The organism is Mesorhizobium sp. 10J20-29, from assembly GCF_054130485.1.
On the sequence record NZ_CP199156.1, the window covers coordinates 4,482,528 to 4,507,614 of the forward strand.

The 25,087-nt window shown below is 67.7% G+C and carries 23 protein-coding genes, 1 pseudogene and 1 riboswitch; of the genes and pseudogenes, 14 read left to right on the forward strand and 10 right to left on the reverse strand.

Going from position 1 to position 25,087, the window contains the following annotated elements:
* Nucleotides 1–3 precede the first annotated feature (3 nt).
* From nuoG to ACT2BZ_RS21500, 8 genes are all read right to left on the reverse strand, one after another.
* Nucleotides 4–2,085 (reverse strand): NADH-quinone oxidoreductase subunit NuoG, encoded by a 2,082-nt coding sequence (nuoG, locus tag ACT2BZ_RS21465; RefSeq protein ID WP_457937607.1) that lies wholly within the window; start codon nucleotides 2,083–2,085, stop codon nucleotides 4–6.
* Nucleotides 2,086–2,157: 72 nt separating this feature from the next.
* A complete protein-coding gene (locus ACT2BZ_RS21470) occupies nucleotides 2,158–2,877 on the reverse strand; it encodes an NADH-ubiquinone dehydrogenase (RefSeq protein WP_457937609.1) in 720 nt (239 codons plus the stop codon).
* 84 nt (nucleotides 2,878–2,961) lie between these two features.
* A complete protein-coding gene (nuoF, locus tag ACT2BZ_RS21475) occupies nucleotides 2,962–4,266 on the reverse strand; it encodes an NADH-quinone oxidoreductase subunit NuoF (protein WP_457937611.1) in 1,305 nt (434 codons plus the stop codon).
* A gap of 9 nt (nucleotides 4,267–4,275) precedes the next feature.
* Complete coding sequence (locus ACT2BZ_RS21480; RefSeq protein ID WP_457937613.1) at nucleotides 4,276–5,532, reverse strand: NADH-quinone oxidoreductase subunit E; 1,257 nt, start codon at nucleotides 5,530–5,532, stop codon at nucleotides 4,276–4,278.
* Nucleotides 5,533–6,723, reverse strand: a complete 1,191-nt coding sequence (locus tag ACT2BZ_RS21485) for an NADH-quinone oxidoreductase subunit D (RefSeq protein WP_457937614.1) — start codon at nucleotides 6,721–6,723, stop codon at nucleotides 5,533–5,535.
* Nucleotides 6,723–7,325 carry an NADH-quinone oxidoreductase subunit C gene (locus tag ACT2BZ_RS21490; RefSeq protein WP_457937616.1) on the reverse strand — a complete coding sequence of 201 codons (603 nt, stop codon included), beginning with the start codon at nucleotides 7,323–7,325 and terminating at the stop codon, nucleotides 6,723–6,725. The genes ACT2BZ_RS21485 and ACT2BZ_RS21490 overlap by 1 nt, the downstream gene beginning before the upstream one ends.
* 4 nt (nucleotides 7,326–7,329) lie before the next feature.
* Entirely contained in the window at nucleotides 7,330–7,905 is a 576-nt protein-coding gene (locus ACT2BZ_RS21495) for a NuoB/complex I 20 kDa subunit family protein (RefSeq protein WP_457937618.1), read from the reverse strand.
* Nucleotides 7,896–8,261 carry an NADH-quinone oxidoreductase subunit A gene (locus tag ACT2BZ_RS21500; protein WP_457937619.1) on the reverse strand — a complete coding sequence of 122 codons (366 nt, stop codon included), beginning with the start codon at nucleotides 8,259–8,261 and terminating at the stop codon, nucleotides 7,896–7,898. The genes ACT2BZ_RS21495 and ACT2BZ_RS21500 overlap by 10 nt, the downstream gene beginning before the upstream one ends.
* A 349-nt stretch (nucleotides 8,262–8,610) precedes the next feature.
* Between ACT2BZ_RS21500 and ACT2BZ_RS21505 the strand changes: the two genes are divergently transcribed.
* From ACT2BZ_RS21505 to ACT2BZ_RS21545, 9 genes and pseudogenes are all read left to right on the forward strand, one after another.
* Nucleotides 8,611–9,804, forward strand: a complete 1,194-nt coding sequence (locus ACT2BZ_RS21505) for a winged helix-turn-helix domain-containing protein (protein WP_457937620.1) — start codon at nucleotides 8,611–8,613, stop codon at nucleotides 9,802–9,804.
* 66 nt (nucleotides 9,805–9,870) lie between these two features.
* Nucleotides 9,871–10,071: riboswitch (cobalamin riboswitch) on the forward strand.
* A 36-nt stretch (nucleotides 10,072–10,107) separates the two neighbouring features.
* Nucleotides 10,108–10,530, forward strand: coding sequence for a DUF1636 family protein (locus tag ACT2BZ_RS21510; RefSeq protein ID WP_457937621.1), 423 nt, complete (start codon nucleotides 10,108–10,110; stop codon nucleotides 10,528–10,530).
* A complete protein-coding gene (cobW, locus tag ACT2BZ_RS21515; RefSeq protein ID WP_457937622.1) occupies nucleotides 10,527–11,564 on the forward strand; it encodes a cobalamin biosynthesis protein CobW in 1,038 nt (345 codons plus the stop codon). The genes ACT2BZ_RS21510 and cobW overlap by 4 nt, the downstream gene beginning before the upstream one ends.
* 133 nt (nucleotides 11,565–11,697) lie before the next feature.
* On the forward strand, nucleotides 11,698–15,225 hold the full coding sequence (locus ACT2BZ_RS21520; protein WP_457937623.1) for a cobaltochelatase subunit CobN: 3,528 nt from the start codon (nucleotides 11,698–11,700) through the stop codon (nucleotides 15,223–15,225).
* Nucleotides 15,226–15,302: 77 nt separating this feature from the next.
* A pseudogene (locus tag ACT2BZ_RS21525) lies at nucleotides 15,303–15,437 on the forward strand (precorrin-3B synthase); the annotation flags it as partial.
* Nucleotides 15,438–15,922: 485 nt separating this feature from the next.
* Complete coding sequence (locus ACT2BZ_RS21530; RefSeq protein WP_457941456.1) at nucleotides 15,923–16,567, forward strand: hypothetical protein; 645 nt, start codon at nucleotides 15,923–15,925, stop codon at nucleotides 16,565–16,567.
* 2 nt (nucleotides 16,568–16,569) lie between these two features.
* On the forward strand, nucleotides 16,570–17,202 hold the full coding sequence (locus ACT2BZ_RS21535; protein WP_457941404.1) for a precorrin-8X methylmutase: 633 nt from the start codon (nucleotides 16,570–16,572) through the stop codon (nucleotides 17,200–17,202).
* Nucleotides 17,199–17,936, forward strand: coding sequence for a precorrin-2 C(20)-methyltransferase (locus tag ACT2BZ_RS21540; RefSeq protein ID WP_457937624.1), 738 nt, complete (start codon nucleotides 17,199–17,201; stop codon nucleotides 17,934–17,936). The genes ACT2BZ_RS21535 and ACT2BZ_RS21540 overlap by 4 nt, the downstream gene beginning before the upstream one ends.
* Nucleotides 17,933–18,697 (forward strand): precorrin-3B C(17)-methyltransferase, encoded by a 765-nt coding sequence (locus ACT2BZ_RS21545; RefSeq protein WP_457937625.1) that lies wholly within the window; start codon nucleotides 17,933–17,935, stop codon nucleotides 18,695–18,697. The genes ACT2BZ_RS21540 and ACT2BZ_RS21545 overlap by 4 nt, the downstream gene beginning before the upstream one ends.
* Here the strand turns inward: ACT2BZ_RS21545 and ACT2BZ_RS21550 are convergent.
* Nucleotides 18,661–19,428 (reverse strand): cobalt-precorrin-6A reductase, encoded by a 768-nt coding sequence (locus tag ACT2BZ_RS21550; RefSeq protein ID WP_457941405.1) that lies wholly within the window; start codon nucleotides 19,426–19,428, stop codon nucleotides 18,661–18,663. The two genes, ACT2BZ_RS21545 and ACT2BZ_RS21550, sit on opposite strands and share 37 nt — an antisense overlap.
* A gap of 1 nt (nucleotide 19,429) precedes the next feature.
* On the opposite strand from ACT2BZ_RS21550, the gene cbiE reads away from it, so the two are divergent.
* The 3 genes from cbiE to cobM are packed head-to-tail and all read left to right on the forward strand — an operon-like array spanning nucleotide 19,430 to nucleotide 21,809.
* Nucleotides 19,430–20,665 (forward strand): precorrin-6y C5,15-methyltransferase (decarboxylating) subunit CbiE, encoded by a 1,236-nt coding sequence (gene cbiE, locus ACT2BZ_RS21555; protein ID WP_457937627.1) that lies wholly within the window; start codon nucleotides 19,430–19,432, stop codon nucleotides 20,663–20,665.
* Nucleotides 20,650–21,048, forward strand: coding sequence for a cobalamin biosynthesis protein (locus ACT2BZ_RS21560; protein ID WP_457937629.1), 399 nt, complete (start codon nucleotides 20,650–20,652; stop codon nucleotides 21,046–21,048). The genes cbiE and ACT2BZ_RS21560 overlap by 16 nt, the downstream gene beginning before the upstream one ends.
* On the forward strand, nucleotides 21,045–21,809 hold the full coding sequence (gene cobM, locus ACT2BZ_RS21565; protein WP_457937631.1) for a precorrin-4 C(11)-methyltransferase: 765 nt from the start codon (nucleotides 21,045–21,047) through the stop codon (nucleotides 21,807–21,809). Before ACT2BZ_RS21560 ends, cobM begins: the two co-directional genes overlap by 4 nt.
* A 38-nt stretch (nucleotides 21,810–21,847) precedes the next feature.
* Here cobM and ACT2BZ_RS21570 read toward each other — a convergent pair whose 3' ends face one another.
* Nucleotides 21,848–22,936 (reverse strand): cobalt-precorrin-5B (C(1))-methyltransferase, encoded by a 1,089-nt coding sequence (locus ACT2BZ_RS21570; RefSeq protein WP_457937633.1) that lies wholly within the window; start codon nucleotides 22,934–22,936, stop codon nucleotides 21,848–21,850.
* 53 nt (nucleotides 22,937–22,989) lie between these two features.
* On the opposite strand from ACT2BZ_RS21570, the gene cobA reads away from it, so the two are divergent.
* Nucleotides 22,990–23,775 (forward strand): uroporphyrinogen-III C-methyltransferase, encoded by a 786-nt coding sequence (gene cobA / locus ACT2BZ_RS21575; protein WP_457937635.1) that lies wholly within the window; start codon nucleotides 22,990–22,992, stop codon nucleotides 23,773–23,775.
* Nucleotides 23,772–25,085: a cobyrinate a,c-diamide synthase gene (locus ACT2BZ_RS21580; protein WP_457937637.1), complete on the forward strand. Its 1,314-nt coding sequence runs from the start codon at nucleotides 23,772–23,774 to the stop codon at nucleotides 25,083–25,085. The genes cobA and ACT2BZ_RS21580 overlap by 4 nt, the downstream gene beginning before the upstream one ends.
* Nucleotides 25,086–25,087: the final 2 nt, after the last annotated feature.

Genomic DNA, 25,087 nt, shown 5'->3' on the forward strand with positions numbered 1-25,087 from the left:
GACCTACTCCGCGGCCTGCTTGAAGCCGCCCCTGGCCAGGGCCGAGCATTCGGCCATGACCGCGGAAGCCCGCGCGATCGGGTTGGTCAGGTAGAAATCCTTGACCGGTGAAGCGAAGACGCCCTTGTTCAGGCGGCCGCCGGTGCGCGCGAGCCTGGCGATGTCGCCGCCCTCGCCTGCCGCGATCTGGTCGATGCGGCCGAGATGCGGGAATTCGCCGTAGAGCTTGCGCCTGAGTTCGGCAAGCGAATCGAACGGCAGCTTGTGGCCAAGCGCATCCGACAGCGCGCGCAGGATCGCCCAGTCTTCCTTGGCCTCGCCCGGCGCGAAGCCGGCTCGGTTGGTCTGCTGCACCCGGCCCTCTGTATTGACGTAGGTGCCGGATTTCTCGGTGTAGGCTGCGCCCGGCAGGATGACGTTGGCGCGGTGCGCGCCGGCGTCGCCATGCGTGCCGGTATAGACGACGAAGGCGCCGCCGGTCTGGCCCATGTCGACCTCGTCGGCGCCAAGCAGGAACAGCACGTCGCTGTCGCCCAGCATGCCGGAAACGTTCTTGCCGCCCTTGCCGGGCACGAAGCCGACATCGAGGCCGCCAACGCGCGCAGCCGCCGTGTGCAGCACGGCAAAGCCGTTCCACGCGTCGGTCACCGCTTCGACTGCCTGGGCGAGCTTCGCCGCCTGGCCGAGAATGGCCGCGCCGTCGGAGCGCGAGATGGCGCCCTGCCCGACGATGATCATCGGCCGGCTTGCCGCCTTCAGCTTCCTGAAGAAGCTGCCGCTGCCGTCTGCCAGCGTCTTCAGCGATTCAGGCCCGGCACCGAGCTGCTCGTAGTCGTAGCGCAGGTCGCCGACCTCGCCGATCACGCCGACCGGCAGGTCGCCCTGCTTCCAGCGCTTGCGGATGCGTGCATTGAGCACCGAGGCCTCGAAGCGCGGATTGGCGCCGATGATCAGCACCGCGTCGGCCTGCTCGATGCCCTCGATGGTCGGGTTGAAGATGTAGCTGGCGCGGCCAAGCGCCGGGTCGAGAGCGGCGCCGTCCTGCCGGCAGTCGATGTTTTCGGAGCCGAGCGACTGCATCAGCAGCTTCAGCGCGTACATTTCCTCGACGGTTGCGAGATCGCCGGCGATCGCGCCGATGCGCTCCGGCTTGGCCTTGCCGACGGCCTTGCGAATGGCGTCGAAGGCTTCCGGCCAGCTTGCCGGCACCAGCTTCGATCCCTTGCGCACATAGGGCCGGTCGAGGCGCTGCGAGCGCAGCCCGTCCCAGATGAAGCGGGTCTTGTCGGAAATCCACTCCTCGTTCACCTGCTCGTTGATGCGCGGCATGATGCGCATCACTTCGCGGCCGCGCGAGTCGACGCGGATGGCGGACCCGACCGCGTCCATCACGTCGATGGATTCGGTCTTGGTCAATTCCCAGGGACGCGCCTGGAATGCGTAAGGCTTGGAGGTCAGCGCGCCGACCGGGCACAGGTCGATGACATTGCCCTGCAGTTCCGACGTCATCGCGCTTTCGAGATAGGTGGTGATCTCGGCATCCTCGCCGCGGCCGATCAGGCCGAGCTCGGAAATGCCCGCCACCTCGGTGGTGAAGCGAACGCACCGCGTGCAGTGGATGCAGCGGTTCATGATCGTCTTGACCAGCGGGCCGATGTACTTGTCCTCGACCGCGCGCTTGTTTTCCTGGTAGCGCGAGGAGTCGACGCCGAAGGCCATCGCCTGATCCTGCAGGTCGCACTCGCCGCCCTGGTCGCAGATCGGGCAATCCAGCGGATGGTTGATGAGCAGGAACTCCATCACGCCTTCGCGGGCCTTCTTGACCATCGGCGTGTTGGTGAAGATTTCCGGCGTCTCGCCGTTCGGGCCGGGGCGCAGGTCGCGCACGCCCATGGCGCAGGAGGCCGCCGGCTTGGGCGGTCCGCCCTTCACCTCGACCAGGCACATGCGGCAATTGCCGGCGATCGACAGCCGCTCGTGGAAGCAGAAGCGCGGAATCTCCGCGCCCGCATCCTCCGCTGCCTGCAGCAGCGTGTAGTGATCGGGTACCTCGATCTCTTTCCCGTCGACCTTCAGCTTCGCCATATCGCCTCAAACCCCTGCGGTCAGCCCGCAAACTCCGTCACCGGGTGCCCGTCCGGCACCCGGAATGTCAATTCACTGCTTCGGTCCGGCCGCAAGCGCCTTCGCCTGCCCCAGCCAGTTGTCGCGGGCGATCCTGCCCTTGAACGAAAGATAGTCGTCGACCCAGGCAATCTCCGGCTCGCTCCAGCCGGCGATCTGGTCGTAGGTCCAGACGCCGAGCCCGTTCAGCACCGCCTCAAGCTTCGGACCGACGCCCGAAATCGCCTTCAGGTCATCCGGCGCCGCGGGCTTTTCCATCGCCTTGGGCTGATGGAAATCCTCCGGCATCAGTTCGGCCGCGGCTGCCTTCGCCTCGACCGGCACCTCGACCGTTCTGGTTTCGACATCGGCTGCCGGCTTCAGTTCCACGACGTCAGCGCCGCCGACGATCTCGTCCGCCGCCGAGCGCGCCTCGTCCATCATCTTCCTGGTCGTCGACTTCGCCTTGGTGGCGGGCGACCGTGGCTTGCCGGCGAACGACTTGGCATCGCCCGGCAGGTCGTCATAGATCGGCGAATAGAGCCGCTGTGCGGCTTCCGTCGCGCCCTGGAACGCGCCCATCCATACGCCGAGCGCATGGAACGCCAGCCCGGTCCCGAGCGCCGACATGGCGGCAGCACCGGCCATGGGATGCGCCAGCAGGTTGACTGCGCTGCTCATCTCCTTGGATAGCTTTTCCGACATTTCGCTTCTCATCGTCTCCAGCGTCTTCAATTCGCTCTGCAACTCATCGGGTGTGGAAAACATCGACATTGGTCTCTCCTCGTCGTGTTGGTTCCGTATCCCCGCCTTGCTTCGTTTCCAGATCGGACCTTGTGGCCCGCACTTTCGCTTATTCTATTCCGCCGCCACCAGAACCGGTTCGGCGTTGTGCGCGTTGCGCGAGAACTCGTCGATGCGCCGCTCAACCTCGCCGCGGAAATGCCGCATCAGGCCCTGGATCGGCCAGGCAGCCGCGTCGCCCAGCGCGCAGATCGTGTGGCCTTCCACCTGCTTGGTGACGTCGAGCAGCATGTCGATTTCGCGCTTCTGCGCCTCGCCGCGCACCAGCCGTTCCATCACCCGCCACATCCAGCCGGTGCCTTCGCGGCACGGCGTGCACTGGCCGCAGCTCTCGTGCTTGTAGAAGTAGGAGAGCCTGGCGATGGCCTTCACGATGTCGGTCGACTTGTCCATCACGATGACCGCCGCCGTGCCGAGGCCCGACTTCAGGTCGCGCAGCGCGTCGAAATCCATCGGCGCGTCGATGATCTGCTCGGCCGGCACCAGCGGCACCGAGGCGCCTCCCGGGATGACCGCCAGGAGATTGTCCCAGCCGCCGCGGATGCCGCCGCAATGCGTTTCGATCAGCTCGCGGAACGGGATCGACATCGCCTCCTCGACGGTGCACGGATTGTTGACGTGCCCGGAGATGCAGAACAGCTTGGTACCGACATTGTTCGGACGGCCGAAGGACGAGAACCATGAAGCGCCGCGGCGCAGGATGGTCGGCGCCACCGCGATCGACTCGACATTGTTGACCGTGGTCGGGCAGCCATAGAGGCCGACATTGGCAGGGAATGGCGGCTTCAGGCGCGGCTGGCCCTTCTTGCCCTCGAGGCTTTCCAGCAGCGCTGTCTCCTCGCCGCAGATATAGGCGCCCGCGCCATGGTGGACGTAGATCTCGAAGTCGTAGCCGTTGATGTTGTTCTTGCCGATCAGCCGCGCCTCGTAGGCCTCGTCGATGGCGCGCTGCAGCGCTTCGCGCTCGCGGATGAACTCGCCGCGCACATAGATGTAGGCCGCGACCGCGCCCATGGCGAAGCCGGCGAGCAGGCAGCCTTCGACCAGCGTGTGCGGGTCGTGGCGCAGGATGTCGCGGTCCTTGCAGGTGCCGGGCTCCGACTCGTCGGCATTGAGGACCAGATAGCTCGGCCGACCGTCGCTCTGCTTGGGCATGAACGACCACTTCAGGCCGGTCGGGAAGCCGGCGCCGCCGCGGCCGCGCAGGCCCGACGCCTTCATCTCGTTGACGATCCAGTCGCGCCCCTTGGCGACGAGGCCGGCCGTGCCGTCCCAGTGCCCGCGCGCCATCGCGCCCTGCAGCGAACGGTCGAACATGCCGTAGATATTGTTGAAGATGCGGTCTTTATCCTGAAGCATGATCGTTCCTCAGACCGGTTTCTTGCCGAAGACGCGGAGATATTCGTCTTCGCCCTTGGCGAGCGCATCAGCCTGCTTGACCCAGTCGTCGCGGTCGATGCGGCCCTTGAAATTCAGATAGCCGTCGACCCAGTCGCGCTCGGCCTTGGTCCAGGCGGCGACCTGCGCAAACGTGTAGATGCCGAGCGAATGGAGAATGCCCTCGAGCACCGGGCCTACTCCCGAAATCAGCTTGAGATTGTCAGGCGTGGCGGGCGCATCGATCTTCGGTGGACGGTTGGCGTCCGACAGCGACGGCTTGTCGCTCGCCACGGACTTCTTGCGGGCAGCGCCGATCGGCTCGCCGCGCAGCAGTTCCGGCGACTTGTGTGCCACCTCTCCCGACTTGGTGATCGGCGACTTGCGCTGCTTGTCGACCTTCTCGACGGCCGGCGACGCCTTGTTGGCGGCCACCGGGTCGAACAGCGGCGCTGCGACGCTCTCCTTCTTCTCGGTCTGCTGGTTGGCCTTGACCGGCGACGGGGACTTCACCGCCCCGTTGGTCTCGGCAGCACGCGTCTTCGGCTTGGCCGCCTTTGACGGCGGCACTGCGGCCGAATCCTCGGCGGCTGCCGGCTTCGCGGCCTTCGCCTTGCGGCCCTGCTTGGTCACGGCCTTCTCGTCAGTCAGCGACGTCAGGCCCGGCAGCGGCTCCGAAACCTTGCGGCCGCTCTGCGGTCCGACCGGCACGTGCACGCCCTTGCCCATCGCAAACTGGTCGATGATCTCTTCCAGCCGTTCCGGCGTCAGGTCCTCGTAGGTATCCTTGAAGATCATGACCATCGGCGCGTTGACGCAGGCGCCGAGGCACTCGACCTCTTCCCAAGACAGCATGCCACGCTCGTTGGTATGGAACTGCTCGGGATGGATCTTGCTGCGGCAGACGTCCATCAACCCTTCGGCGCCGCGCAGCATGCAGGGTGTCGTGCCGCAGACCTGCACATGGGCGCGCCGGCCGACCGGCTTCAGCTGGAACTGCGTGTAGAAGGTCGCGACTTCCAGCGCCCGGATGTAGGGCATGTCGAGCATGTCGGCGATCGCTTCGATCGCCGGCTTGGTCAGCCAGCCTTCCTGCTCCTGGGCGCGCATCATCAGCGGGATGACCGCCGACTGCTGGCGTCCCTTCGGATACTTCTTCACCGTCTCGGCAGCCCAGGTGCGGTTCACGCGGTTGAACGCGAAACCTTCAGGCTGTTCGGATGCATCTGCTAGTCGGCGTACTGACATTTAACGATCGACCTCACCAAACACGATGTCGAGGGAGCCGAGAACGGCGGAGACGTCTGCCAGCATGTGGCCGCGGCAGATGAAATCCATCGCCTGCAGGTGCGCAAAACCCGGCGCCCGCAGCTTGCAGCGATAGGGCTTGTTCGTGCCGTCGGCGACCAGATAGACGCCGAACTCGCCCTTCGGCGCCTCGACCGCGGCGTAAACCTCGCCGGCCGGCACGTGGTAGCCCTCGGTATAGAGCTTGAAGTGGTGGATCAGCGCTTCCATCGACCGCTTCATCGCGGCGCGGTTCGGCGGCACGACCTTGCCGTCGAGGTTGGATACCGGTCCGACCTTCTCCTTGCCGAGCAGCAGGTTGACGCACTGGCGCATGATCTCGGCCGACTGGCGCATCTCCTCGACGCGGATCAGGTAGCGGTCGTAGCAGTCGCCGTTCTTGCCGATCGGGATGTCGAAATCGAGTTCCGAATAGCACTCGTAGGGCTGCGACTTGCGCAGGTCCCAGGCAGCGCCCGAGCCGCGCACCATGACGCCCGAAAAGCCCCAGGCCCAGGCATCTTCCAGCGTCACCACGCCGATATCGACGTTGCGCTGCTTGAAGATGCGGTTTGGCGTCAGGAGATTGTCGAGATCATCGACCGTCTTGAGAAACGGGTCGATCCACTTGCCGATGTCCTCGACGAGCTTCTCCGGCAGGTCCTCGTGGACGCCGCCGGGGCGGAAATAGGCGGCATGCATGCGCGAGCCGGAGGCCCGCTCATAAAACACCATCAGTTTCTCGCGTTCCTCGAAGCCCCAGAGCGGCGGCGTCAGCGCGCCGACGTCCAGCGCCTGCGTGGTGACGTTGAGCAGATGCGACAGGATGCGGCCGATCTCGGAATACAGCACGCGGATCAGCTGGCCGCGCTTCGGCACGTCGATGCCCATCAGGCGCTCGATGGCGAGCGAGAAGGCATGTTCCTGGTTCATCGGCGCGACATAGTCGAGGCGATCGAAATAGGGGATCGCCTGCAGGTAGGTCTTCTGCTCGATCAGCTTCTCGGTGCCGCGATGCAGCAGGCCGATATGCGGATCGACGCGATCGACAACCTCGCCGTCGAGCTCCAGCACGAGGCGCAGCACGCCGTGCGCCGCCGGATGCTGCGGTCCGAAATTGATGTTGAAGTTGCGGACGGAAGTTTCAGCCATCACTGCTTCGCCTTCTCGTCGCCCGGCAGCACGTAGTCCGTGCCTTCCCATGGCGAGAGGAAATCAAAATTGCGGAACTCCTGCTTCAGCTCGACCGGCTCATAGACGACGCGCTTCACCTCGTCGTCGTAGCGGACCTCGACGAAACCGGTGAGCGGGAAATCCTTGCGCAGCGGGTGGCCGTCGAAGCCGTAATCGGTCAACAGGCGCCTGAGGTCCGGATGGCCCGAGAACAGGATGCCGTAGAGGTCGTAGGCCTCGCGCTCGAACCAGTCGGCGCCGGGGAATACGCCCGTCACCGACGGCACCGGCGTCTCCTCGTCCGTCATGGCCTTGATGCGGATGCGCGTGTTCTTGGTCGGCGACAGCAGGTGGTAGACCACATCGAAGCGCTGCGGGCGCGACGGGTAGTCGACGCCGCAGACGTCGATGATCGAGATGAAACGGCATTTCGTGTCATCGCGCAGGAAGGTCAGCACGGGAACGATGTTCTCGGCGCCCGCATGCAGCGTCAGTTCGCCATAGGCGATGTCGGCGCTGACGATCTTGTCGCCGAGCTTGCCGGTGATATGCGCCGCAAGGCTGTTCAGCACGTCGCTCATCCCCTCACCGCTCGATCGTGCCGGTGCGGCGGATCTTCTTCTGCAGCATCAGGATGCCGTAGAGCAGCGCCTCCGCGGTCGGCGGGCAGCCGGGCACGTAGATGTCGACCGGCACCACCCGGTCGCAGCCGCGCACCACCGCGTAGGAATAGTGGTAGTAGCCGCCGCCATTGGCGCACGAGCCCATCGAGATGACGTAGCGCGGCTCCGGCATCTGGTCGTAGACCTTGCGCAGGGCCGGCGCCATCTTGTTGGTCAGCGTGCCGGCAACGATCATCACGTCCGACTGGCGCGGCGAGGCGCGCGGCGCGATGCCGAAGCGCTCGGCGTCGTAGCGCGGCATCGAGATGTGCATCATCTCGACAGCGCAGCAGGCGAGGCCGAAGGTCATCCACATCAGCGAGCCGGTGCGCGCCCACGTGACCAGGGCTTCCGACGAGGTAACGAGAAAGCCCTTGTCGGACAGTTCCTCGTTGAGGTCGCCGAAGAAGCGGTCGTCCGACCCGATCGGCTTGCCGGTGGTCGGATCGATGATGCCCTTCGGCTTGGGGGCGACCAGCGTGTTGGGGCTCAATCCCATTCGAGCGCTCCCTTCTTCCATTCGTAGATGAAGCCGATGGTCAGCACACCAAGGAAGACCATCATCGACCAGAAGCCCAGCATGCCGATCTTCCCGAACGACACTGCCCATGGAAACAGGAAGGCCACTTCGAGATCGAAGATGATGAACAGGATCGACACCAGGTAGAAGCGCACGTCGAACTTCATGCGCGCGTCGTCGAAAGAGTTGAATCCGCACTCGTAAGCGGACAGCTTCTCAGGATCGGGATTGCGGTAGGCAACAAGGAAGGGCGCCGCGATCAGCGCGATGCCGACCACGAGGGCGACGCCGATGAAGATGACGATGGGCAGATATGAAACCAGAAGTGAATTCATGCCGCGGTTCCGTTGGTACCACTCCAACCTGATCTACAGCACGATACCCTAATCTGGAAGCGTGACAGATTACCCCTGGGGCAGGCCCAAGGGTTCATGCTGCATTGCGGCGAGGGTTAGCGCAGCGCTCCGGGTGAAGCAAGTCAAACCTTGTCCGAAATGGGACCTCGGCACGGCCGCCGCACGGCATTTTCGATAACGCACGCATTGGCGCTTTCTCTACAACCTTTTTCCACTTATCTCTCCTGACACATCCTTGCCGCGCCGCTGCTAGTCTCGGCGCCTCGGGAGGCGATTCTCCCGCGTCTCCGACAGCAGAACAGGTCCGATCCGAAAGCCCGTGCCGCCGATGAAGGAAACCCTCCCGCTCCCGCTCGTTCGCCGCATCGCGCTCGCCGCGCAGGGTTTTGGCGAAGCCCGACCGACCGGCGAGATCAACCGCCGCCACCTTAACCGCGTGCTTTCCCGACTCGGCCTGCTGCAGATCGATTCGGTCAGCGCCGTGGTGCGGGCCCACTACATGCCGCTCTTCTCGCGTCTCGGGCCCTACCAGATGGCCGTGCTCGACGAGGCCGCCATCGGCCGCAAGCGGCGTCTCTTCGAATACTGGGCGCACGAAGCCTCCTTCCTGCCGGTCGAGACTTGGCCGCTGATGCAGTGGCGCATGCAGCGCGCCGCCGGCAACGAGGGCATCTATGGCGGGCTGGCGAGATTCGGCCGCGAGCGCGCCGGCCTGATCGAAGAAATCTACCGCCATGTCGCCGACCGCGGACCCATGGCCGCTTCCGAGATCGACGGCGCGAAGGGCTCCGGCGGCTGGTGGGGCTGGAGCGACGAGAAGCACGCCTTCGAATGGCTGTTCTGGGCCGGCCGCATCACCACCCATTCGCGCCGCGGCTTCCAGCGCCTCTACGACCTGCCCGAGCGTGTCATCCCAAGGGACATCTTCGACGCCCCCGTCCCCGCCCCCGCCGACGCCCACCGCGAATTGCTGCGCATCTCGGCCCGGGCGCTGGGCATCGCCACCCACAGCGACCTGCGCGACTATTTCCGCCTCTCGCCGGCCGACATGAAGGGGCGGCTGGAGGAACTGGTCGAGGAAGGCGAACTCCTGCCAGTCGCCGTTAGGGGCTGGAAGCAGCCCGCCTACCTGCACAAGGATGCCCGCCTGCCGCGCAGGATTCGCGCCCGCGCCCTGCTCGCCCCCTTCGACCCGCTGGTCTTCGAGCGCTCGCGCGCTGAGCGCCTGTTCGATTTCCGCTACCGCATCGAGATCTACACGCCGGCGGAAAAGCGGCAGTACGGCTACTACGTCCTGCCCTTCCTGCTCGGCGACACCATCGTCGCGCGCGCCGACGTCAAGGCCGACCGCCCGGCCGGCGTGTTGCGCGTGCTCGCCACCTACGCCGAGCCCGGCGCGCCGCCCGAGACCGCCGCTGAAATGCTGGAAGAGTTCCGCCTGATGCAGGCATGGCTCGGCCTGGAACGCATGGAGATCGTGCCGAAAGGCGACCTCGGACCGGCGCTGGCGGCATTGGCCTAAACCGTCCACGGCCGGATTGCGATGTCCGAGGTCGCTTCCGCGCGTTGACACGCACGGGCCGCCAAGCCTAAATCCCTGATCGACGGTCTCCTCTCCGCAACGGGAGGAGCTAAGAGGGAATGCGGTGCGGGCAAACTGCCCAACGCCGCGGCTGTCCCCGCAACTGTAAGCGACGAGCCTGCGCCGAAAGCCACTGGAAAAGTTCCGGGAAGGCGGCAAGGGCTGAGACCCGCGAGCCAGGAGACCTGCCGTCAACGATACTGATCCGACCGTCCGGCGGGTGTCCCGGACAAGGAGCGCGTTTTGAAGATCGACCCGATTTCCCCGCAAGGGGTACCCGCAGCCGCATCCGCCGACCAGGCGGAGGTGACCATTGTCGTCTGCGCCTCCTGCCGCAACGAGACCGGCTCCGATGCCCACCCGCGCGCCGGCGCCCTGCTTGCCGAAAGCACGCTGGCCGCCGCCGACGAGAGCGTCACGGTGCGCCAGGTCGATTGCCTCGGCAACTGCAAGCGCCGGCTCAGCGCCGCCCTGCTGCGCGACGGCCACTGGAGCTATGTCTTCGGCGACCTCAACGCCGACAGCGGCCCGGACCTGATTGCCGGCGCAAAACTCTTCGCCACTTCCGATGACGGCCTTATCCCGTGGCGCGGCCGCCCCGATTCGCTGAAGCGCGGCCTCGTCGCCCGCATCCCTCCCCTCGACGCCCTCAAGGACATTTCATGACCGCTTCCACCGCCCGCGTTCCCTGCACCGTCATCACCGGCTTCCTCGGCGCCGGCAAGACGACGCTGATCCGCCACATCCTCGAAAATGCCGGCGGCAAGCGGCTTGCCCTCATCGTCAACGAATTCGGCGATGTCGGCGTCGATGGCGAGATCCTCAAGGGCTGCGGCATCGACGCCTGCCCGGAGGAAAACATCGTCGAACTGGCCAATGGCTGCATCTGCTGCACCGTGGCCGACGACTTCGTGCCGGCGCTCGACCAGATCCTGTCGCGCACGCCGAAGGTCGATCACATTCTTATAGAGACCTCCGGCCTGGCTTTGCCCAAACCGCTGGTCCAGGCCTTCCAGTGGCCTACGGTAAAGAGCCGCGTGACCGTGGACGGCGTCATCGCCGTGGTCGATGGCGCAGCCCTTGCCGACGGCAAGGTTGCTTCCGACATGGATGCGCTGACAGCCCAGCGCGCCGCCGACGAGTCGCTGGACCATGACGATCCGGTGGAGGAAGTCTTCGAGGACCAGGTCGCCTGCGCCGATCTCATCATCCTGTCCAAGAGCGACCTCATCGACGCCGCCGGCGCGGCGCGCGCCAATGCGATCATCGGCGAACATCTGCAGCGCGCCGTCAAGATCGTGCCGGCCTCGAACGGCATCATCGATCCCTCGATCCTGCTTGGCCTCGGCCTGGCCGTCGAGGACGACATCGAGAACCGCAAGACGCATCACGACGACGAACTCGACCACGAGCACGACGATTTCGACAGCTTCATCATCGACATTCCCTCGATTTCCAGCCCCGACGACCTCGCTTCGCGCGTCTCGGCGGCCGCCGAGCAGGAAAACGTGCTGCGGGTGAAGGGTTTCGTCGAGGTCGGCGGCAAGCCGATGCGCCTTCTCGTCCAGGCCGTCGGCCCGCGCGTCAATCACTATTACGACCGCGCCTGGACCGCCGCCGACGACCGCCGCTCGCGACTCGTGGTGATCGGCCTCAAGGGCCTTGACCGCCCGGCCATCGAGAAGATCCTGGTGGGGTGAACGGCGTGAGAGCCTGGCGCTCCTCCATACGCGATTGGCTGATCTCCCCCCTTGTGGAGGAGATGTCCGGCAGGACAGAGGGGGGCAACGTAAAGCGCGACCTTTCCCAACCCGGCATCCGAGCGGGGTGTCCATGCACATCCTGACCACTTCCTCCGCCTCGCTCGACGACCTCGCCGAACCCATCGACCTGCGCCAGACGCCGGCCGACATTCTGGCGCTCTCCTTCACTGACAGTGACCTTGCCGGCATGGCCGCCGCCTGGAACGCCGGCGCGGACTCGCTCCCCTCCATGCGGCTTGCGGCCCTGCGCAACCTGCGCCACCCCATGTCGGTCGATCTCTGGATCGACAGCGTCGCCTCGCGCGCCAAGGTCATTCTGGTGCGCATTTTGGGCGGCTATGAATGGTGGCGCTACGGCTGCGACCAGCTCGCTGCCGTCGCCCGCGCCAGGGGCATCAAGCTGGCCCTGCTGCCCGGCGAATGCCGCGACGAGGATCTGAGGCTGATCGAGGCCTCGACCCTGCCGCGCGCCGAGCTCGACGCTCTGCTCGACTATTTCCGGGAGGGCGGCCCCGACAACATGCGCGCGCTGGTCAACCGGCTGGCCGGGCTGGCGGGCACGGAGACTACCCCGGCAGCGCCCGTTTTGGTACCCAAGGCCGGCTTCTACGATCCCATGCACGGCGTGGTGGCCAAGGCTCCCGAGCCGGCCACGGGAAGCGCCATCATCCCCATCCTCTTCTACCGCTCGATGCTGCTGGCCGCCGACGTCGCCCCCATCGACGCGCTGGTCGCCGCGCTCCGCGCCCGAGGCCTCGTCCCGGTGCCTGTTTTCGTCGCCAGCCTCAAGGACCCCGCCTCGCTCGCCTTCGTCGAGCAGGCCATCGCCGTCCTAAAGCCCGCCGCGATCGTAACCGCCACCGCCTTCGCCACCGGCGCCGAGCCGGGCAGAGAGACGCTGTTCGACCGCGCCGGCGTGCCGGTCTTCCAGGTCATCGTCGCGACCACCCGCCGCGAGGCGTGGGAGGAGAGCCAGCGGGGTCTGGCGCCAGCCGACCTCGCCATGCATGTCGTGATGCCCGAACTCGACGGCCGCATCGTCGCCGGCGCCATCTCCTTCAAGGCCGAGAGCGAGCCGGACTCCGCTCTCGCCTTCCGCGCCATGGGCAACCGCGCCGAGCCCGACCGCGTCGAGCAGGTGGCCGCCCGCATCGCCGCGATGATCGAGCTGCAGCGCACGCCGCGCGCAAGCCGAAAACTCGCAATCCTGATCCCCGACTATCCGAGCGCCCCGGGCCGCACCGGTTATGCCGTCGGCCTCGACGTGCCGGCAAGCGTGCTCGCCATGCTGCACGACCTCAAGGAGCGCGGCTACGCCGTTGACGCGATTCCACAATCGCCGCGCGCCCTGCTCGATCTGCTGGAGACGCCGGGCCAGGGACTAAGCCTCGCCGATTACCGCGCCGGTTTGGAGAGCGTGCCCGCCGAATCCCGCGCGGCCGTCGAGGCTGCCTGGGGATCGCCCGCCAGCGTCGGGTCTGGCACACCCCCCTCTGGCCTGCCGGCCATCTCCCCCACAAGGGGGGAGATCAGCAGCTCCAGCCCCGGCGATCATTCGGCAACGTCGACAACTGGCGAGGCGGCCGATGACGAATCAATCTCCCCCCTTGTGGGGGAGATGTCCGGCAGGACAGAGGGGGGTGTCATGGAGCGCGACACTCACCCCCCCCACTTCCCCTTCCGCGCCGCCACCTTCGGCAATGTCACCGTCACGCTCGCCCCCGACCGCGGCCGTTCCGCCGACCGCCGTACCGACTACCACGACCCGACCTTGCCGCCGCGCCATGAACTCGTCGCCTTCGGCCTCTGGCTGCGGCAAGCAGTCGGCTGCCACGCGCTGGTCCATGTCGGCGCGCACGGCACGCTCGAATGGCTGCCCGGCAAGACGGTGGCGCTGAGCAGCGCCTGCTTCCCCGAAATCGTCGCCGGCCCGCTGCCCGTCGTCTATCCCTTCATCGTCAGCAATCCCGGCGAGGCCGCCCAGGCCAAGCGCCGCATCGCCGCCGTCACGCTCGGCCACCTACCGCCGCCGCTGACGGAGGCCGGCCTCGACGAGAACCAGCAGAAACTCGAACGGCTGGTCGACGAATATGCCCAAGCCGACGGGCTCGACCGCCGCCGCCGCGACCAGCTGGCCAAGCTGATCGTCGAGACGGCCGCAACAACCGGGCTCGCCAGCGAGGCCGGCGTCGGCCGGGCCGACGCGCCCGACGAGGCGCTGCGCCGCATCGACGCCTGGCTCTGCGACCTCAAGGATTTCGCAGTCAAGGACGGGCTGCACGTCTATGGCCGCACCGAAGCGGATGAACCGGACGCCATGCGCCGCCTGAGCGCCGGCAACGAGCGCGATGCGCTTCTTGCCGCACTCGACGGGTGCCACGTCGCCGCCGGCCCGTCCGGCGCGCCGTCGCGCGGCCGCACCGACGTGCTGCCGACCGGCCGCAACCTGTTCACCGCCGACCCGCGCACCATGCCGACGCCGACCGCCTTCGACATCGGTCAGGCCGCCGCCGACGAGGTGCTGCGCCGCTACCAGCAGGACAATGGCGACTGGCCGCGCTCGCTGGTCATCGACCTGTGGGGCTCGGCCTCGCTGCGCACCGGCGGCGAGGAGATCGCCCAGGGCCTGTCGCTGATGGGCTGCCGGCCGCAATGGGATGCCTCGACCGGCCGCGTCACCGGAATCGAGGTGCTGCCGCCCGCCACCGTCGGCCGCCCGCGCGTCGACGTCACCTGGCGCATATCGGGCCTGTTCCGCGACATGTTCCCGACCCAGATTGCCCTGATCGACGCCGCCGCCCGGGCTGTTGCCGCGCGCGACGAGGAGCCTTCCGAGAACCCGCTCGCAGACTCCGCCCGGCAGGCGGGCGCCATCCCGTCGCGCATCTTCGGCTCCTCGCCGGGCACCTATGGCGCGGGCCTGGAAGACCTGCTCGCATCAGGCGACTGGAGCGACCGCGACAAACTCGGCCGCGCCTATCTCGATGCCGCCTCGCATGCCTATGGCGGCGCCGGCGGCGAAGGCGTTGCGGCGCCCGGCGCCTTTGCCGAGCGCATCGCCGGTGCCGACCTGCTCGTCCATTCCGGCGACGATCCCGGCCGCGACATTCTGGAAGGCTCGGCCGACGTCGCCTTCATCGGCGGCTTTTCGGCAGCGATTGCCCTTCTGGGCGGCAAGGCCGACGTCATCGTCCTCGACACCACCGACCCCAATCGCCCGAGACCCCGCTCGGTCGGCGAAGCGGTCACCCGCGTCGTGCGGGCGCGCGCCGTCAACCCGCGCTTCATCGAGGGCCAGATGCGGCACGGGCCGCGCGGCGCCTCCGAATTCGCCGAGACGGTCGACCGACTGATCGGCTTTGCCGAGACCACCGCCGCCATTCCCGGCGCGCTGATCGAGGCGCTCCACGACGCCTATGTCGGCGACGACAAGGTGCGCGCCTTCATGCTGCGCGAGAACCCGGCCGCCGCGAAATTCGTCGCCGAGCGCTTTGCCGGCGCGCTGCGGCGCGGCCTCTGGCACCCGCTCAGGAACAGCATCGGCGACGACCTCGAGGCGCTGGTCGCCGAGGCGCGCGCCCTGCAGGTGGCGGCATGAGCGCGCTGGCCGCCAAGGCACCGCCACTTGCCGGCGGCTTCACGCGGCGCGGCGCCTGCCCGGCGCTGTCGGCGCCCATGCAGACCGGCGACGGCCTGCTGGTCAGGCTCAACCCGGTCGCTGGAGGATTGTCGCCCAACGCCTTGATCGGACTCTGCAAAGCCGCCTCGGCGCATGGCAACGGCATCATGGAGGTAACCGCGCGCGGCAGCCTGCAGATCCGGGGCCTGACGGAGAGTTCCGCCCAGCAGCTCGCTGCCGAGGTCGACGCGCTCGGCATCGCCGTGCGCACCGGCGTACCGGTCGCCACCGGCGCTCTGGCCGGTCTCGACCCCGACGAAATCGCCGACCCGACGCCGCTTGCCGAGCGCATGCGCGCCGCTATCGCTGCCGCCGGGCTCGACGGCAAGCTCGACCCGAAAGTATCGGTCGTCGTCGACGGCGGCGGCCGCTCCTGCCTCGATGAGGTTTCGGCCGATGTCAGGCTGACGGCCCGTCGGGCGGGCCCTGAGACGCATTGGCAGGTCGCCCTCGCGGGCGACGCCCGCTCGGCGACTCTTTTCGCGGTCGAGAACGAGCAACAAGCGCTTGAGACCGCAACCTCCCTCCTCTCCGCCATCGCCGCCCTCGGCCCGACTGCCCGCGCACGCGATCTGTCGCCATCGGCAAAGCTGCCGATCTCCCCCTTGTGGGGGAGATGGCCGGCAGGCCAGAGGGGGGTACTGACGCCGCCACCCTCCTCGGCATCTTCCCCCTCGCCGACGCCCGCATTGCCCTCGGCATCGCCCTGCCGTTCGGCCACGCCGACGCCGCCGAGTTGGTGGCCTTCGCCCAGCAGGCCGCATCCCTCGGCGTCGTCGACATCCGCCTCGCGCCGAAGCGCACCATTCTGGCACTCTGCCCCACCCACGAAGCCGCCGAGACGCTGCAGCACGCGGCCCGGACCCTCGGTTTCGTCGTCGCATCGACCGATCCACGCACCGCCATCTCCGCCTGCCCGGGCGCGCCTGCCTGCGCCTCCGGCCACATCGCGGCCAGGGAGCTTGCCGCCGCTGTCGCACCCGACCTCGCCGATCTCCTCGGCACCACGCTCCACCTCCACATCTCCGGCTGCGCCAAGGGCTGCGCGCATCCCGGCAAGGCCGCGCTGACCGTTGTCGGCAGCGAAATCGGGGCGGGAATTGTCGTTGACGGGACGGCGCGCGATCGTCCGCTTGCCTACACGGCTCCCGAGGGTGCTCGCGACGGTCTTGCCCGGCTGGCACAGGCGTTGCGGAAGGGCGGATCAACCTCCCGGATACGCGATGCAGAACAACTCGCCGAGGCGTTTGGAAAAGAATGACGATGACGGCTTACGACTACATCCACGACGGCAACGCGATCTACGAGCGCTCCTTCGCTATCATCCGCGCCGAGGCGGACCTGTCGCGATTCTCCGAGGCAGAGGCCGATGTCGCGGTGCGCATGATCCATGCCTGCGGGCTGGTCGAGGCCGCACAACACTTTGTCTTTTCGCAAGGATTTGTCGCGGCGGCGCGCAATGCGCTGCTCGCCGGCGCACCGATCCTGTGCGACGCCGAGATGGTGTCGCGCGGCGTGACGGTGGCCCGGCTGCCCGCCGGCAACGAGGTGATCTGCACGCTGCGCGATCCGCAAACCGCTGAAATCGCAAAAGAAATCGGCAATACGCGCTCCGCCGCCGCCATGCGGCTCTGGGGTGAAAAACTCGGTGGCGCGGTCGTCGCCATCGGCAATGCACCGACCGCGCTGTTCTACCTGCTCGAGATGCTGCGCGACGGCGCACCGAAGCCCGCGGCGATCGTCGGCATGCCGGTCGGCTTCGTCGGTGCCGCCGAATCGAAGGAAGCGCTGGCCGAAAGTGGGCTCGGCATTCCCTATGCCATCGTGCGCGGACGCATGGGCGGCAGCGCCATGACGGCGGCCGCCATCAACGCTCTTGCGAGGCCAGGCCTTTGAATACTTTGGCAAAAGGCCGTCTGGTCGGCGTCGGCACGGGTCCCGGCGACCCGGAACTGATGACGCTGAAGGCGGTGCGGGCGCTGAAAGAGGCCGACGTCGTGGCGCATTTCGCCAAGCGCGGCGCCAACGGCAATGCGCGCACGATAACCGGCGCACACTTTCGGCCGGGGTTGATCGAATTGCCCTTAATTTATCCGGTCACCACAGAAATAGACAAGAATAACAATGACTACCGCCAGGCGATCACCGATTTCTACGAAGAATCGGTACACAAGGTCGCCGAGCATCTCGAGTCAGGCAGAAATGTCGCCGTTCTCTCCGAAGGCGACCCGCTTTTCTACGGTTCCTACATGCATCTCCATGTGCGGCTGTCGCACCGCTATCCGACCGAGGTCATTCCGGGCGTCACCGCGATGTCGGGTTGCTGGTCGCAGACCGGCGTGCCGATCGTCCAGGGCGACGACGTGCTGACCGTACTGCCGGGTACGATGAGCGAGTTCGAACTGACGCGCCGTCTCGCCGATACCGACGCGGCGGTCATCATGAAGGTCGGCCGCAACCTGCCGAAGATCAGGAAGGCGCTCGCCACGGCCGGCCTGCTCGACCGGGCTATCTATGTCGAGCGCGGCACCATGGCGAATACGAGTTCGGTGCGGCTGGCGGAGAAGGCCGACGACGAAGCGCCCTATTTCTCGATCGTACTGGTGCCCGGATGGAGCGGCAAGCCGTGAGCGGCCATGTCGCCGTCATCGGGCTCGGACCCGGCAACGCCGATCAGGTGACGCCGGAGGCGAGCCGCGCTGTCGCGGAAGCCAGATGGTTCTATGGCTACGGACCCTATGTCGACCGCCTCGACCTCAGGCCTGACCAGGTCAAGGTCGCCTCTGACAACCGGGAAGAGATTTCGCGCGCCTCGGCTGCACTCGAAAAGGCGGCAGGCGGCGAGCGCGTCGCCGTCGTGTCGGGCGGCGATCCGGGCGTCTTCGCCATGGCCGCCGCCGTCTGCGAGGCGATCGAGGCGGGGCCGGCGGAATGGCGCGCCATCGACCTGACAATCGTGCCGGGCGTTACCGCCATGCTGGCGGTCGCCGCACGGATCGGCGCGCCGCTCGGCCATGATTTCTGCGCCATCTCGCTGTCCGACAATCTGAAGCCGTGGGAACTGATCGAGAAGCGCCTCGACGCGGTATCGGCCGCAGGCTTCGTCATCGCGCTCTACAACCCGATCAGCAAGGCACGCCCATGGCAGCTTGGCCGTGCCTTCGAGACGCTGCGCAAGAACCTGCCGGCGACGACGCCGGTGATCTTCGGCCGCGCCGCCGGACGGCCCGACGAAAGGATCGAGGTTTTCCCCCTCGCCGAGGCCGATCCCGAAAAGGCCGACATGGCGACCTGCGTGATGATCGGCTCGCGAGAGACACGCATCATCGAGCGCGGCGACAAGCCAGCGCTGGTCTATACGCCGCGCTTTTCGGCCGGAGCCAGCGCATGATCGACGAGCGCCAGGACTTCCGCGACGCTGGTCCCGGACGGCAGGTCCGGCAGCATGGGCCGGCGGAACAGAAACACGTCGATGCCGAGCTTTCGCGCCGCGGCGATCTTGCCATAGGTCGCCTGCCCGCCGCTGTTCTTGGCGACGATGGCGTCGATGCCATGCGTGACGAGCAGCGCCCGGTCGTCTTCTTCGGAAAACGGACCGCGCGCCAGAATGTAGGTCGCATCGGGTACGGCAAGCGGCGGCTCGACCGGATCGACGCTGCGGATGACATAGCCGTGCTGCGGCGCGGCCTCGAAGCCGGCGATTTCCTGCCGCCCGAGCGCCAGGAATACCTTCCTGCGCGCCGGACCCAGCGCCGCCACGGCTTCGCCGGCATTTTCCACCGTCGTCCAGCGGTCGCCTTCGACAGGTTCCCAAGCCGGACGGCGCAGCGCCAGCGCGGCGACGCCGGCAAGCCGGGCACCCTCGGCCGCATTGGCCGAAATCTGCGCCGCATAGGGATGCGTCGCGTCGATCAGCAGATCGACGCTTTTGTCTCTCAGATATCCGGCCAAGCCTCCGGCTCCGCCAAATCCGCCGCTGCGCACCGGCACGCCCTGCGCGACCGGGCTTTCGGTGCGGCCGGCAAGCGACAGGGTGATCGCACAATCGCCACGCGCCGCGAGCTTCGCAGCGAGTTGCCGCGCTTCCGTCGTGCCGCCGAGGATCAGGATAGTGTGGGTCATCATGCCTGCTGAAGCGCTCAATCACGCCGGCCGGCCATGGCTCTCCATCGTCGGCATCGGCGAGGACGGTGTAGCGGGCCTTGGCGACGAGGCCAAGCGCCGCATCGCCGGGGCCGAGTTCGTCTTTGGCGGCAGCAGGCATCTGTCTCTGGTGGAAACACTTGTCACCGGCGAGGCCCGCGCCTGGCCGAGCCCCTTCGACAGTGAAATGTGCGACGTGCTGGCGCTGCGCGGCAAAAAGGTCTGCGTGCTGGCGTCAGGCGATCCCTTCTTCCACGGCGTCGGCGTGACGCTGGCGCGCCATGTCGCGGCGGATGAGATGCTGGCGCTGCCCGCCCCCTCCTCCCTGTCGCATGCCGCCGCGCGGCTCGGCTGGGCCCTGCAGGAGACCGAAACAGTTTCGCTGCACGGCCGCCCGCTGGACCTCATCCGGCCGCTTCTGCATCCGAAGCGCCGCATCCTCGCGCTGACGTCCGACGCTGAAGGCCCGGCAGCAATTGCCGGACTGCTCGCCGAAAGCGGGTTCGGCGCTTCGCGGGTCACCGTTCTCGAAGCGCTCGGCGGCCCGGATGAACGCGTCAGGCAGGCGCGCGCCGACGCCTTCGACCTCGAAAACATCAATCCGCTCAACGTGCTGGCGCTCGACTTGGAATCATCCCGCGAGGCCAGGGTCCTGCCGTTGACGCCGGGACTTGCCGACGATCTCTTCGAGCATGACGGCCAGATCACCAAGCGCGAGGTACGCGCCGTCACGCTCTCGACACTGGCGCCGCGCCGCGGCGAACTGCTGTGGGACATCGGCGCCGGTTCCGGCTCGATCTCGATCGAGTGGATGCTGGCCGACCCGTCGATGCGCGCCATCGCCATCGAGGCAGACGCGGAGCGCGCCGCCCGCGCGGGCCGCAACGCATCGGCCTGCGGCGTGCCGGGCCTCAGGATTGTCGAGGGCGCGGCCCCCGCCGCCCTGACCGGCCTGCCTGCGCCCGACGCCATCTTCATCGGCGGCGGCGGCACGGACCAAGGCGTCATGGAGGCGGCGATTGCAGCACTCCCGTCAGGCGGCCGGCTCGTCGCCAATGCCGTGACGCTGGAGACCGAGGCGCTGCTGCTTGCCGAACAGGCGAAGCGCGGCGGCGACCTCGTCCGCATCGGCATTTCGCGCGCCGTGCCGGTCGGCTCGATGCAGGGCTGGCGGCCGGCGATGCCGGTGACGCAATGGTCATGGGTGAAGCCGTGATCGCGGCGGGCATAGGCTGCAGGCGGGGCGCCAGCGGCGTCGAGGTTTCGGCCGCCGTCGAGACCGCGCTGGAGACGCACGGGCTGGAGATGACGGCGCTCTCGGCGCTCGCCACCGCCCGCATGAAACAGGGCGAGGCCGGCATCATCGTCGCCGGCGCAGCCCTCGGCCTGCCGGTCATCCTGGTCGACGAAGCCGCCCTCAAGGAGATGGAGGCGAGGACGCTCAGCCAGTCGGCGCAATCGCTTGCCGCTGCCGGCACGCCGTCGGTGTCCGAGGCCGCGGCACTCGCGGCTGCCGGCGAAGGATCGCGCCTGCTCGGCCCGCGCATCGTCGTCGGCAACGTCACCTGCGCGCTGGCAATCGGCGGAGACGGCGCATGAGCGTGCACTTCATTGGCGCGGGTCCGGGCGCCGCCGACCTCATCACGCTGCGCGGCGCAAGACTGCTCGCCGCTTGCCCGGTATGCCTCTATGCCGGCTCGATCGTCGCGCCGGAACTGCTGAAACATTGCGGACCGGAGGCGCGACTGGTCGACACGGCACCGATGTCGCTCGACGAGATCGAGGCAGAATATCTCGCCGCCCACGCCGCCGGACAGGATGTCGCGCGGCTGCATTCGGGCGATCTGTCTGTGTGGAGCGCGGTCGCCGAGCAGATCAGGCGGCTGGAGAAGCACGGCATACCCTACACGATGACACCGGGCGTCCCTTCCTTCGCAGCGGCCGCGGCGGCGCTTGGGCGCGAACTGACCATTCCGGAGGTGGCGCAATCGCTGGTGCTGACGCGCATTTCCGGCCGCGCCTCGAAGATGCCGCCCGGCGAGACGCTGGCCGGTTTCGGCCGCACCGGCGCGACGCTGGCGATCCATCTCGCCATCCACGCCATCGACCGGATCGTCGAGGAACTGACGCCACTCTATGGCGCCGAATGCCCGGTCGCCATCGTGTTTCGCGCCTCGTGGCCGGAGGAACGCATCATTCGCGGCACACTGGCCGACATCGCCGAAAGGCTCGCCGCCGAGCCGGTCGAGCGCTCGGCCATCGTGTTCGTCGGCCCGTCGCTTGGTGCGGAGAACTTCCGCGAAAGTTCGCTTTACGACGCCTACTACCAGCGCCGCTTCAGGGGGCGCGACGGGTTATGACGCGCGCATCCGCACCCAGGATGGAATCGGGATCTGCCCTAACCGGTCGGCTTGAAATCCGCGTGGCCCATCAGCTCCCCGTCGCGGTTGAAGATCAGCACTTCGAGCTCGATTTCGGGACTCTTCAGCACGCCCGCCGCCGTCTTCCAAGCGCCCTCGGCGATTGCCCTGCCGACCGGAACGCCGGCCGCCGTCGCCTCGGCAAAGGCCTGCGCCACCGTGTTGGCGCCGCGTATGCTTTCGGCCAGCGCCGCGTCGGCTCCGGCCGAGACGGCGACCTCGGCCAGGGCGTCGAGATCGGCCGGGCCGCGCTTGGAGTGCAGGTCGAGCATGCCCTGCGCCAGCTTGGTCATCTTGGCGACGCCGCCGGCCACGGTGACGCGCGGCACGGGATGGTCGCGGATGTATTTCAGCATGCCACCGGCGAAATCGCCCATGTCGATGAGTTGCACCTCGTCGAGGCCGTAGCGCTTCTGCGCGGCGATCTCGGAGGCATTGCCGGTAGCGCCGGAGACATGGGTGTAGCCCATGGCGCGCGCCACATCGATGCCGCGATGGATGGAGTGAATCCAGGACGAGCAGGAATAGGGAATGACGATGCCGGTCGTTCCGAGGATGGAGATGCCGCCGAGAATGCCGAGCCGCGGGTTGAGCGTCTTGACCGCCATCTTCTCGCCGTCGGGCACCGAGATCTCGACCTCGAAATCGGCGCCCTGGCCCGCCACCTCGGCGATGGCCTGAGCGATCATCTGGCGCGGCACGGGGTTGATAGCCGGTTCGCCGACCGCGATGGGAAGGCCGGGCCGCGTCACCTCGCCGACGCCGGGTCCCCGCCTGAAGGTCACGCCGGAGCCGGGTTTGCCGGGCCGCACCGTGGCAATGACCAGCGCGCCATGCGTGACGTCGGGATCGTCGCCGGCATCCTTGACGATGCCGGCCATCGCCTCGCCGGCGCTCAAGTTCGACTGCGCCAGCGCAAAGCCGACGCGCTGGCCGGCGGGCAGCGTGATCTCGACCGGATCGGGAAATTCGCCTGCTACAAGCGCCGCGCAGGCGGCCTTGGCCGCTGCGGTGGCGCAGGCGCCGGTGGTCCAGCCGCGTCTGAGGGGACGGTCTTCTTCAATCATCAGCCGATCTATACGGCGGCTGCCGCAGCAAGTCATGAACGAAAGCGTCGCGCGTGAGTCTCGAACAGGCCATCGGCAACCTCAACTACCGGCAGAAGGAGCTGCAGCCCGGCCATGTCTGGCTGGTCGGCGCGGGTCCGGGCGATCCCGGCTGCCTGACCCTCGACGCGCTGTCGGCGCTCTCCCAGGCCGACGCGCTGGTGCATGACGCGCTGGTGTCGGATGAGATCATCGCGGTGGCGACGCAGGCCGAGAAATTCTATGTCGGCAAGCGTGGCGGCCGCCTGTCGATCCCGCAGCACGAGATCAACGCGCTGCTGGTGAAACTGGCGAAGGAAGGCCGCAAGGTGGTGCGCCTCAAGGGCGGCCACCCCTTCGTCTTCGCGCGCGGTGCCGAGGAAGCGCTGGCGTTGGTCGCCGAAAACATCCCCTACCGCGTGGTTGCCGGCATCACCTCGGCCTTCGGCGGCCTGACGGCGGCCGGCATTCCGGCAACGATGCGCGGCGTCAATGGCGCGATCATCCTCGCCACCGGCTTTGCCGCGACCAGCGACGACCGCCCGGACTGGGCAGCGCTGGCCCGCACCGGCCAGCCGATCGTCATCTATATGGGCCTGACGCATATGGCCAAGACCGTCGACAGCCTGCTGTCGGGCGGGCTGGCGCACGACACGCCGGCGGCGATGATCGAGAACGCCACGCATGCGCATGAGCGCACCGTGGTGGCGACGCTCGGCACGCTGGTCGAGGCGGCGGAGCGCGAGCACATCGTGTCGCCGGCGCTGATCGTGGTCGGCCACATCGTCGCCAAGCGCGAAAAGCTGCGGGGACCGGAATGACCGCCCGCGCCATCATCATCGGCGCACCGCGTTCGGGCTCGGGAAAAACCTCGGTGACCATCGGGCTGCTGCGCGCACTGGCGCGCCGGGGGTTGCGGGCACGCGGCGCGAAATCGGGGCCGGATTATATAGACCCCGGCTTCCATACGGCCGCCACCGGCCTGCCCGGCGTCAATCTCGACAGCTGGGCAATGGCGCCCGGCCTGCTCGGCGCGCTGGCCGGCGAAGCCGCGAAGGACACCGACATCGTCGTCATCGAAAGCGCCATGGGCTTGTTCGACGGCATCCCGGCCGGTCCGGGCCGCTCGGGGGCTGCCGCCGATCTCGCGCGGCTCTACCGCCTGCCGGTGCTCCTGGTGCTCGACGTGTCGGGGCAGTCGCAGACGGCGGCAGCGGTCGCCAAGGGCTTTGCCTGCTACGATCCGGCCGTGCGCATCGCCGGCGTCGTGCTCAACCGGCTGGGCAGCGAACGCCACCGCAAGCTGGCCGGCGAGGCTATTCGTGCGCTCGGCCTGCCGGTCGTCGGCGGCATCCTGCGCGACCCGACCCTGTCGCTGCCCGAGCGCCATCTCGGCCTGGTGCAGGCCGGCGAACATGCCGATCTGCAAAAGCATCTCGACCGGCTGGCCGACATGGTCGAAGCCTCGCTCGACATCGACGCCATTCTGGCGCTGGCAACGCCGCTCGAGCCGCCGCATGCCGATCTAAACAACGCCCTGCCGCCGCCCGGCCAGCGCATCGCGCTCGCCTCCGACGCCGCCTTCACCTTCCTCTATCCGCATCATGCGCTGACCTGGCGCGCCGTTGGCGCCGAGATCGTGCCCTTCTCGCCGCTTGCCGACGAGCCGCCGCCGCCGGATTGCGACGTCTGCTGGCTGCCGGGCGGCTACCCGGAACTGCATGCGGCGCAACTCGCGGCAGCGTCGAACTTTCGCGCCGGCGTACAAAAATTCGCGGAAACCAGGCCGGTCCATGGCGAGTGCGGCGGCTTCATGGCGCTGGGCGAAAGCCTCACCGACGCCGAGGGCGCGAGCCACGCCATGCTCGGCCTGCTCGGTCATTCGACGAGCTTCGCCAAGCGCAAGATGAATCTCGGCTACCGCCAGGCGACGCTGCGCGCCGACGGGCCGCTGGGCGTGGCCGGCAGCGTGGTGCGCGGCCATGAATTCCACTACGCGCAGATGACCGAAGCCGGTTCCGACGAGCCCTTCGCCGACCTCGCCGACGGCCTCGGCAATCCACTACCAGCCTCGGGCGGCCGGCGTGGCAACGTGTCGGGCACCTTCTTCCATGCCATCGCTAAGGGCTGAGC

Coding starts and splice junctions, on each gene's coding strand:
- nuoF (WP_457937611.1), bottom strand. CDS start 4,266: ATGCTTCAGGATAAAGACCGCATCTTCAACAATATCTACGGCATGTTC.
- ACT2BZ_RS21490 (WP_457937616.1), bottom strand. CDS start 7,325: ATGAGCGACGTGCTGAACAGCCTTGCGGCGCATATCACCGGCAAGCTC.
- ACT2BZ_RS21500 (WP_457937619.1), bottom strand. CDS start 8,261: ATGAATTCACTTCTGGTTTCATATCTGCCCATCGTCATCTTCATCGGC.
- nuoG (WP_457937607.1), bottom strand. CDS start 2,085: ATGGCGAAGCTGAAGGTCGACGGGAAAGAGATCGAGGTACCCGATCAC.
- ACT2BZ_RS21550 (WP_457941405.1), bottom strand. CDS start 19,428: ATGACCCACACTATCCTGATCCTCGGCGGCACGACGGAAGCGCGGCAA.
- cobM (WP_457937631.1), top strand. CDS start 21,045: ATGAGCGTGCACTTCATTGGCGCGGGTCCGGGCGCCGCCGACCTCATC.
- ACT2BZ_RS21505 (WP_457937620.1), top strand. CDS start 8,611: ATGAAGGAAACCCTCCCGCTCCCGCTCGTTCGCCGCATCGCGCTCGCC.
- ACT2BZ_RS21535 (WP_457941404.1), top strand. CDS start 16,570: ATGACGGCTTACGACTACATCCACGACGGCAACGCGATCTACGAGCGC.
- ACT2BZ_RS21495 (WP_457937618.1), bottom strand. CDS start 7,905: ATGGGATTGAGCCCCAACACGCTGGTCGCCCCCAAGCCGAAGGGCATC.
- ACT2BZ_RS21560 (WP_457937629.1), top strand. CDS start 20,650: ATGGGTGAAGCCGTGATCGCGGCGGGCATAGGCTGCAGGCGGGGCGCC.
- ACT2BZ_RS21485 (WP_457937614.1), bottom strand. CDS start 6,723: ATGGCTGAAACTTCCGTCCGCAACTTCAACATCAATTTCGGACCGCAG.
- ACT2BZ_RS21480 (WP_457937613.1), bottom strand. CDS start 5,532: ATGTCAGTACGCCGACTAGCAGATGCATCCGAACAGCCTGAAGGTTTC.
- ACT2BZ_RS21470 (WP_457937609.1), bottom strand. CDS start 2,877: ATGTCGATGTTTTCCACACCCGATGAGTTGCAGAGCGAATTGAAGACG.
- ACT2BZ_RS21570 (WP_457937633.1), bottom strand. CDS start 22,936: ATGATTGAAGAAGACCGTCCCCTCAGACGCGGCTGGACCACCGGCGCC.
- cbiE (WP_457937627.1), top strand. CDS start 19,430: ATGCCTGCTGAAGCGCTCAATCACGCCGGCCGGCCATGGCTCTCCATC.
- ACT2BZ_RS21520 (WP_457937623.1), top strand. CDS start 11,698: ATGCACATCCTGACCACTTCCTCCGCCTCGCTCGACGACCTCGCCGAA.
- ACT2BZ_RS21530 (WP_457941456.1), top strand. CDS start 15,923: ATGGCCGGCAGGCCAGAGGGGGGTACTGACGCCGCCACCCTCCTCGGC.
- ACT2BZ_RS21580 (WP_457937637.1), top strand. CDS start 23,772: ATGACCGCCCGCGCCATCATCATCGGCGCACCGCGTTCGGGCTCGGGA.
- cobW (WP_457937622.1), top strand. CDS start 10,527: ATGACCGCTTCCACCGCCCGCGTTCCCTGCACCGTCATCACCGGCTTC.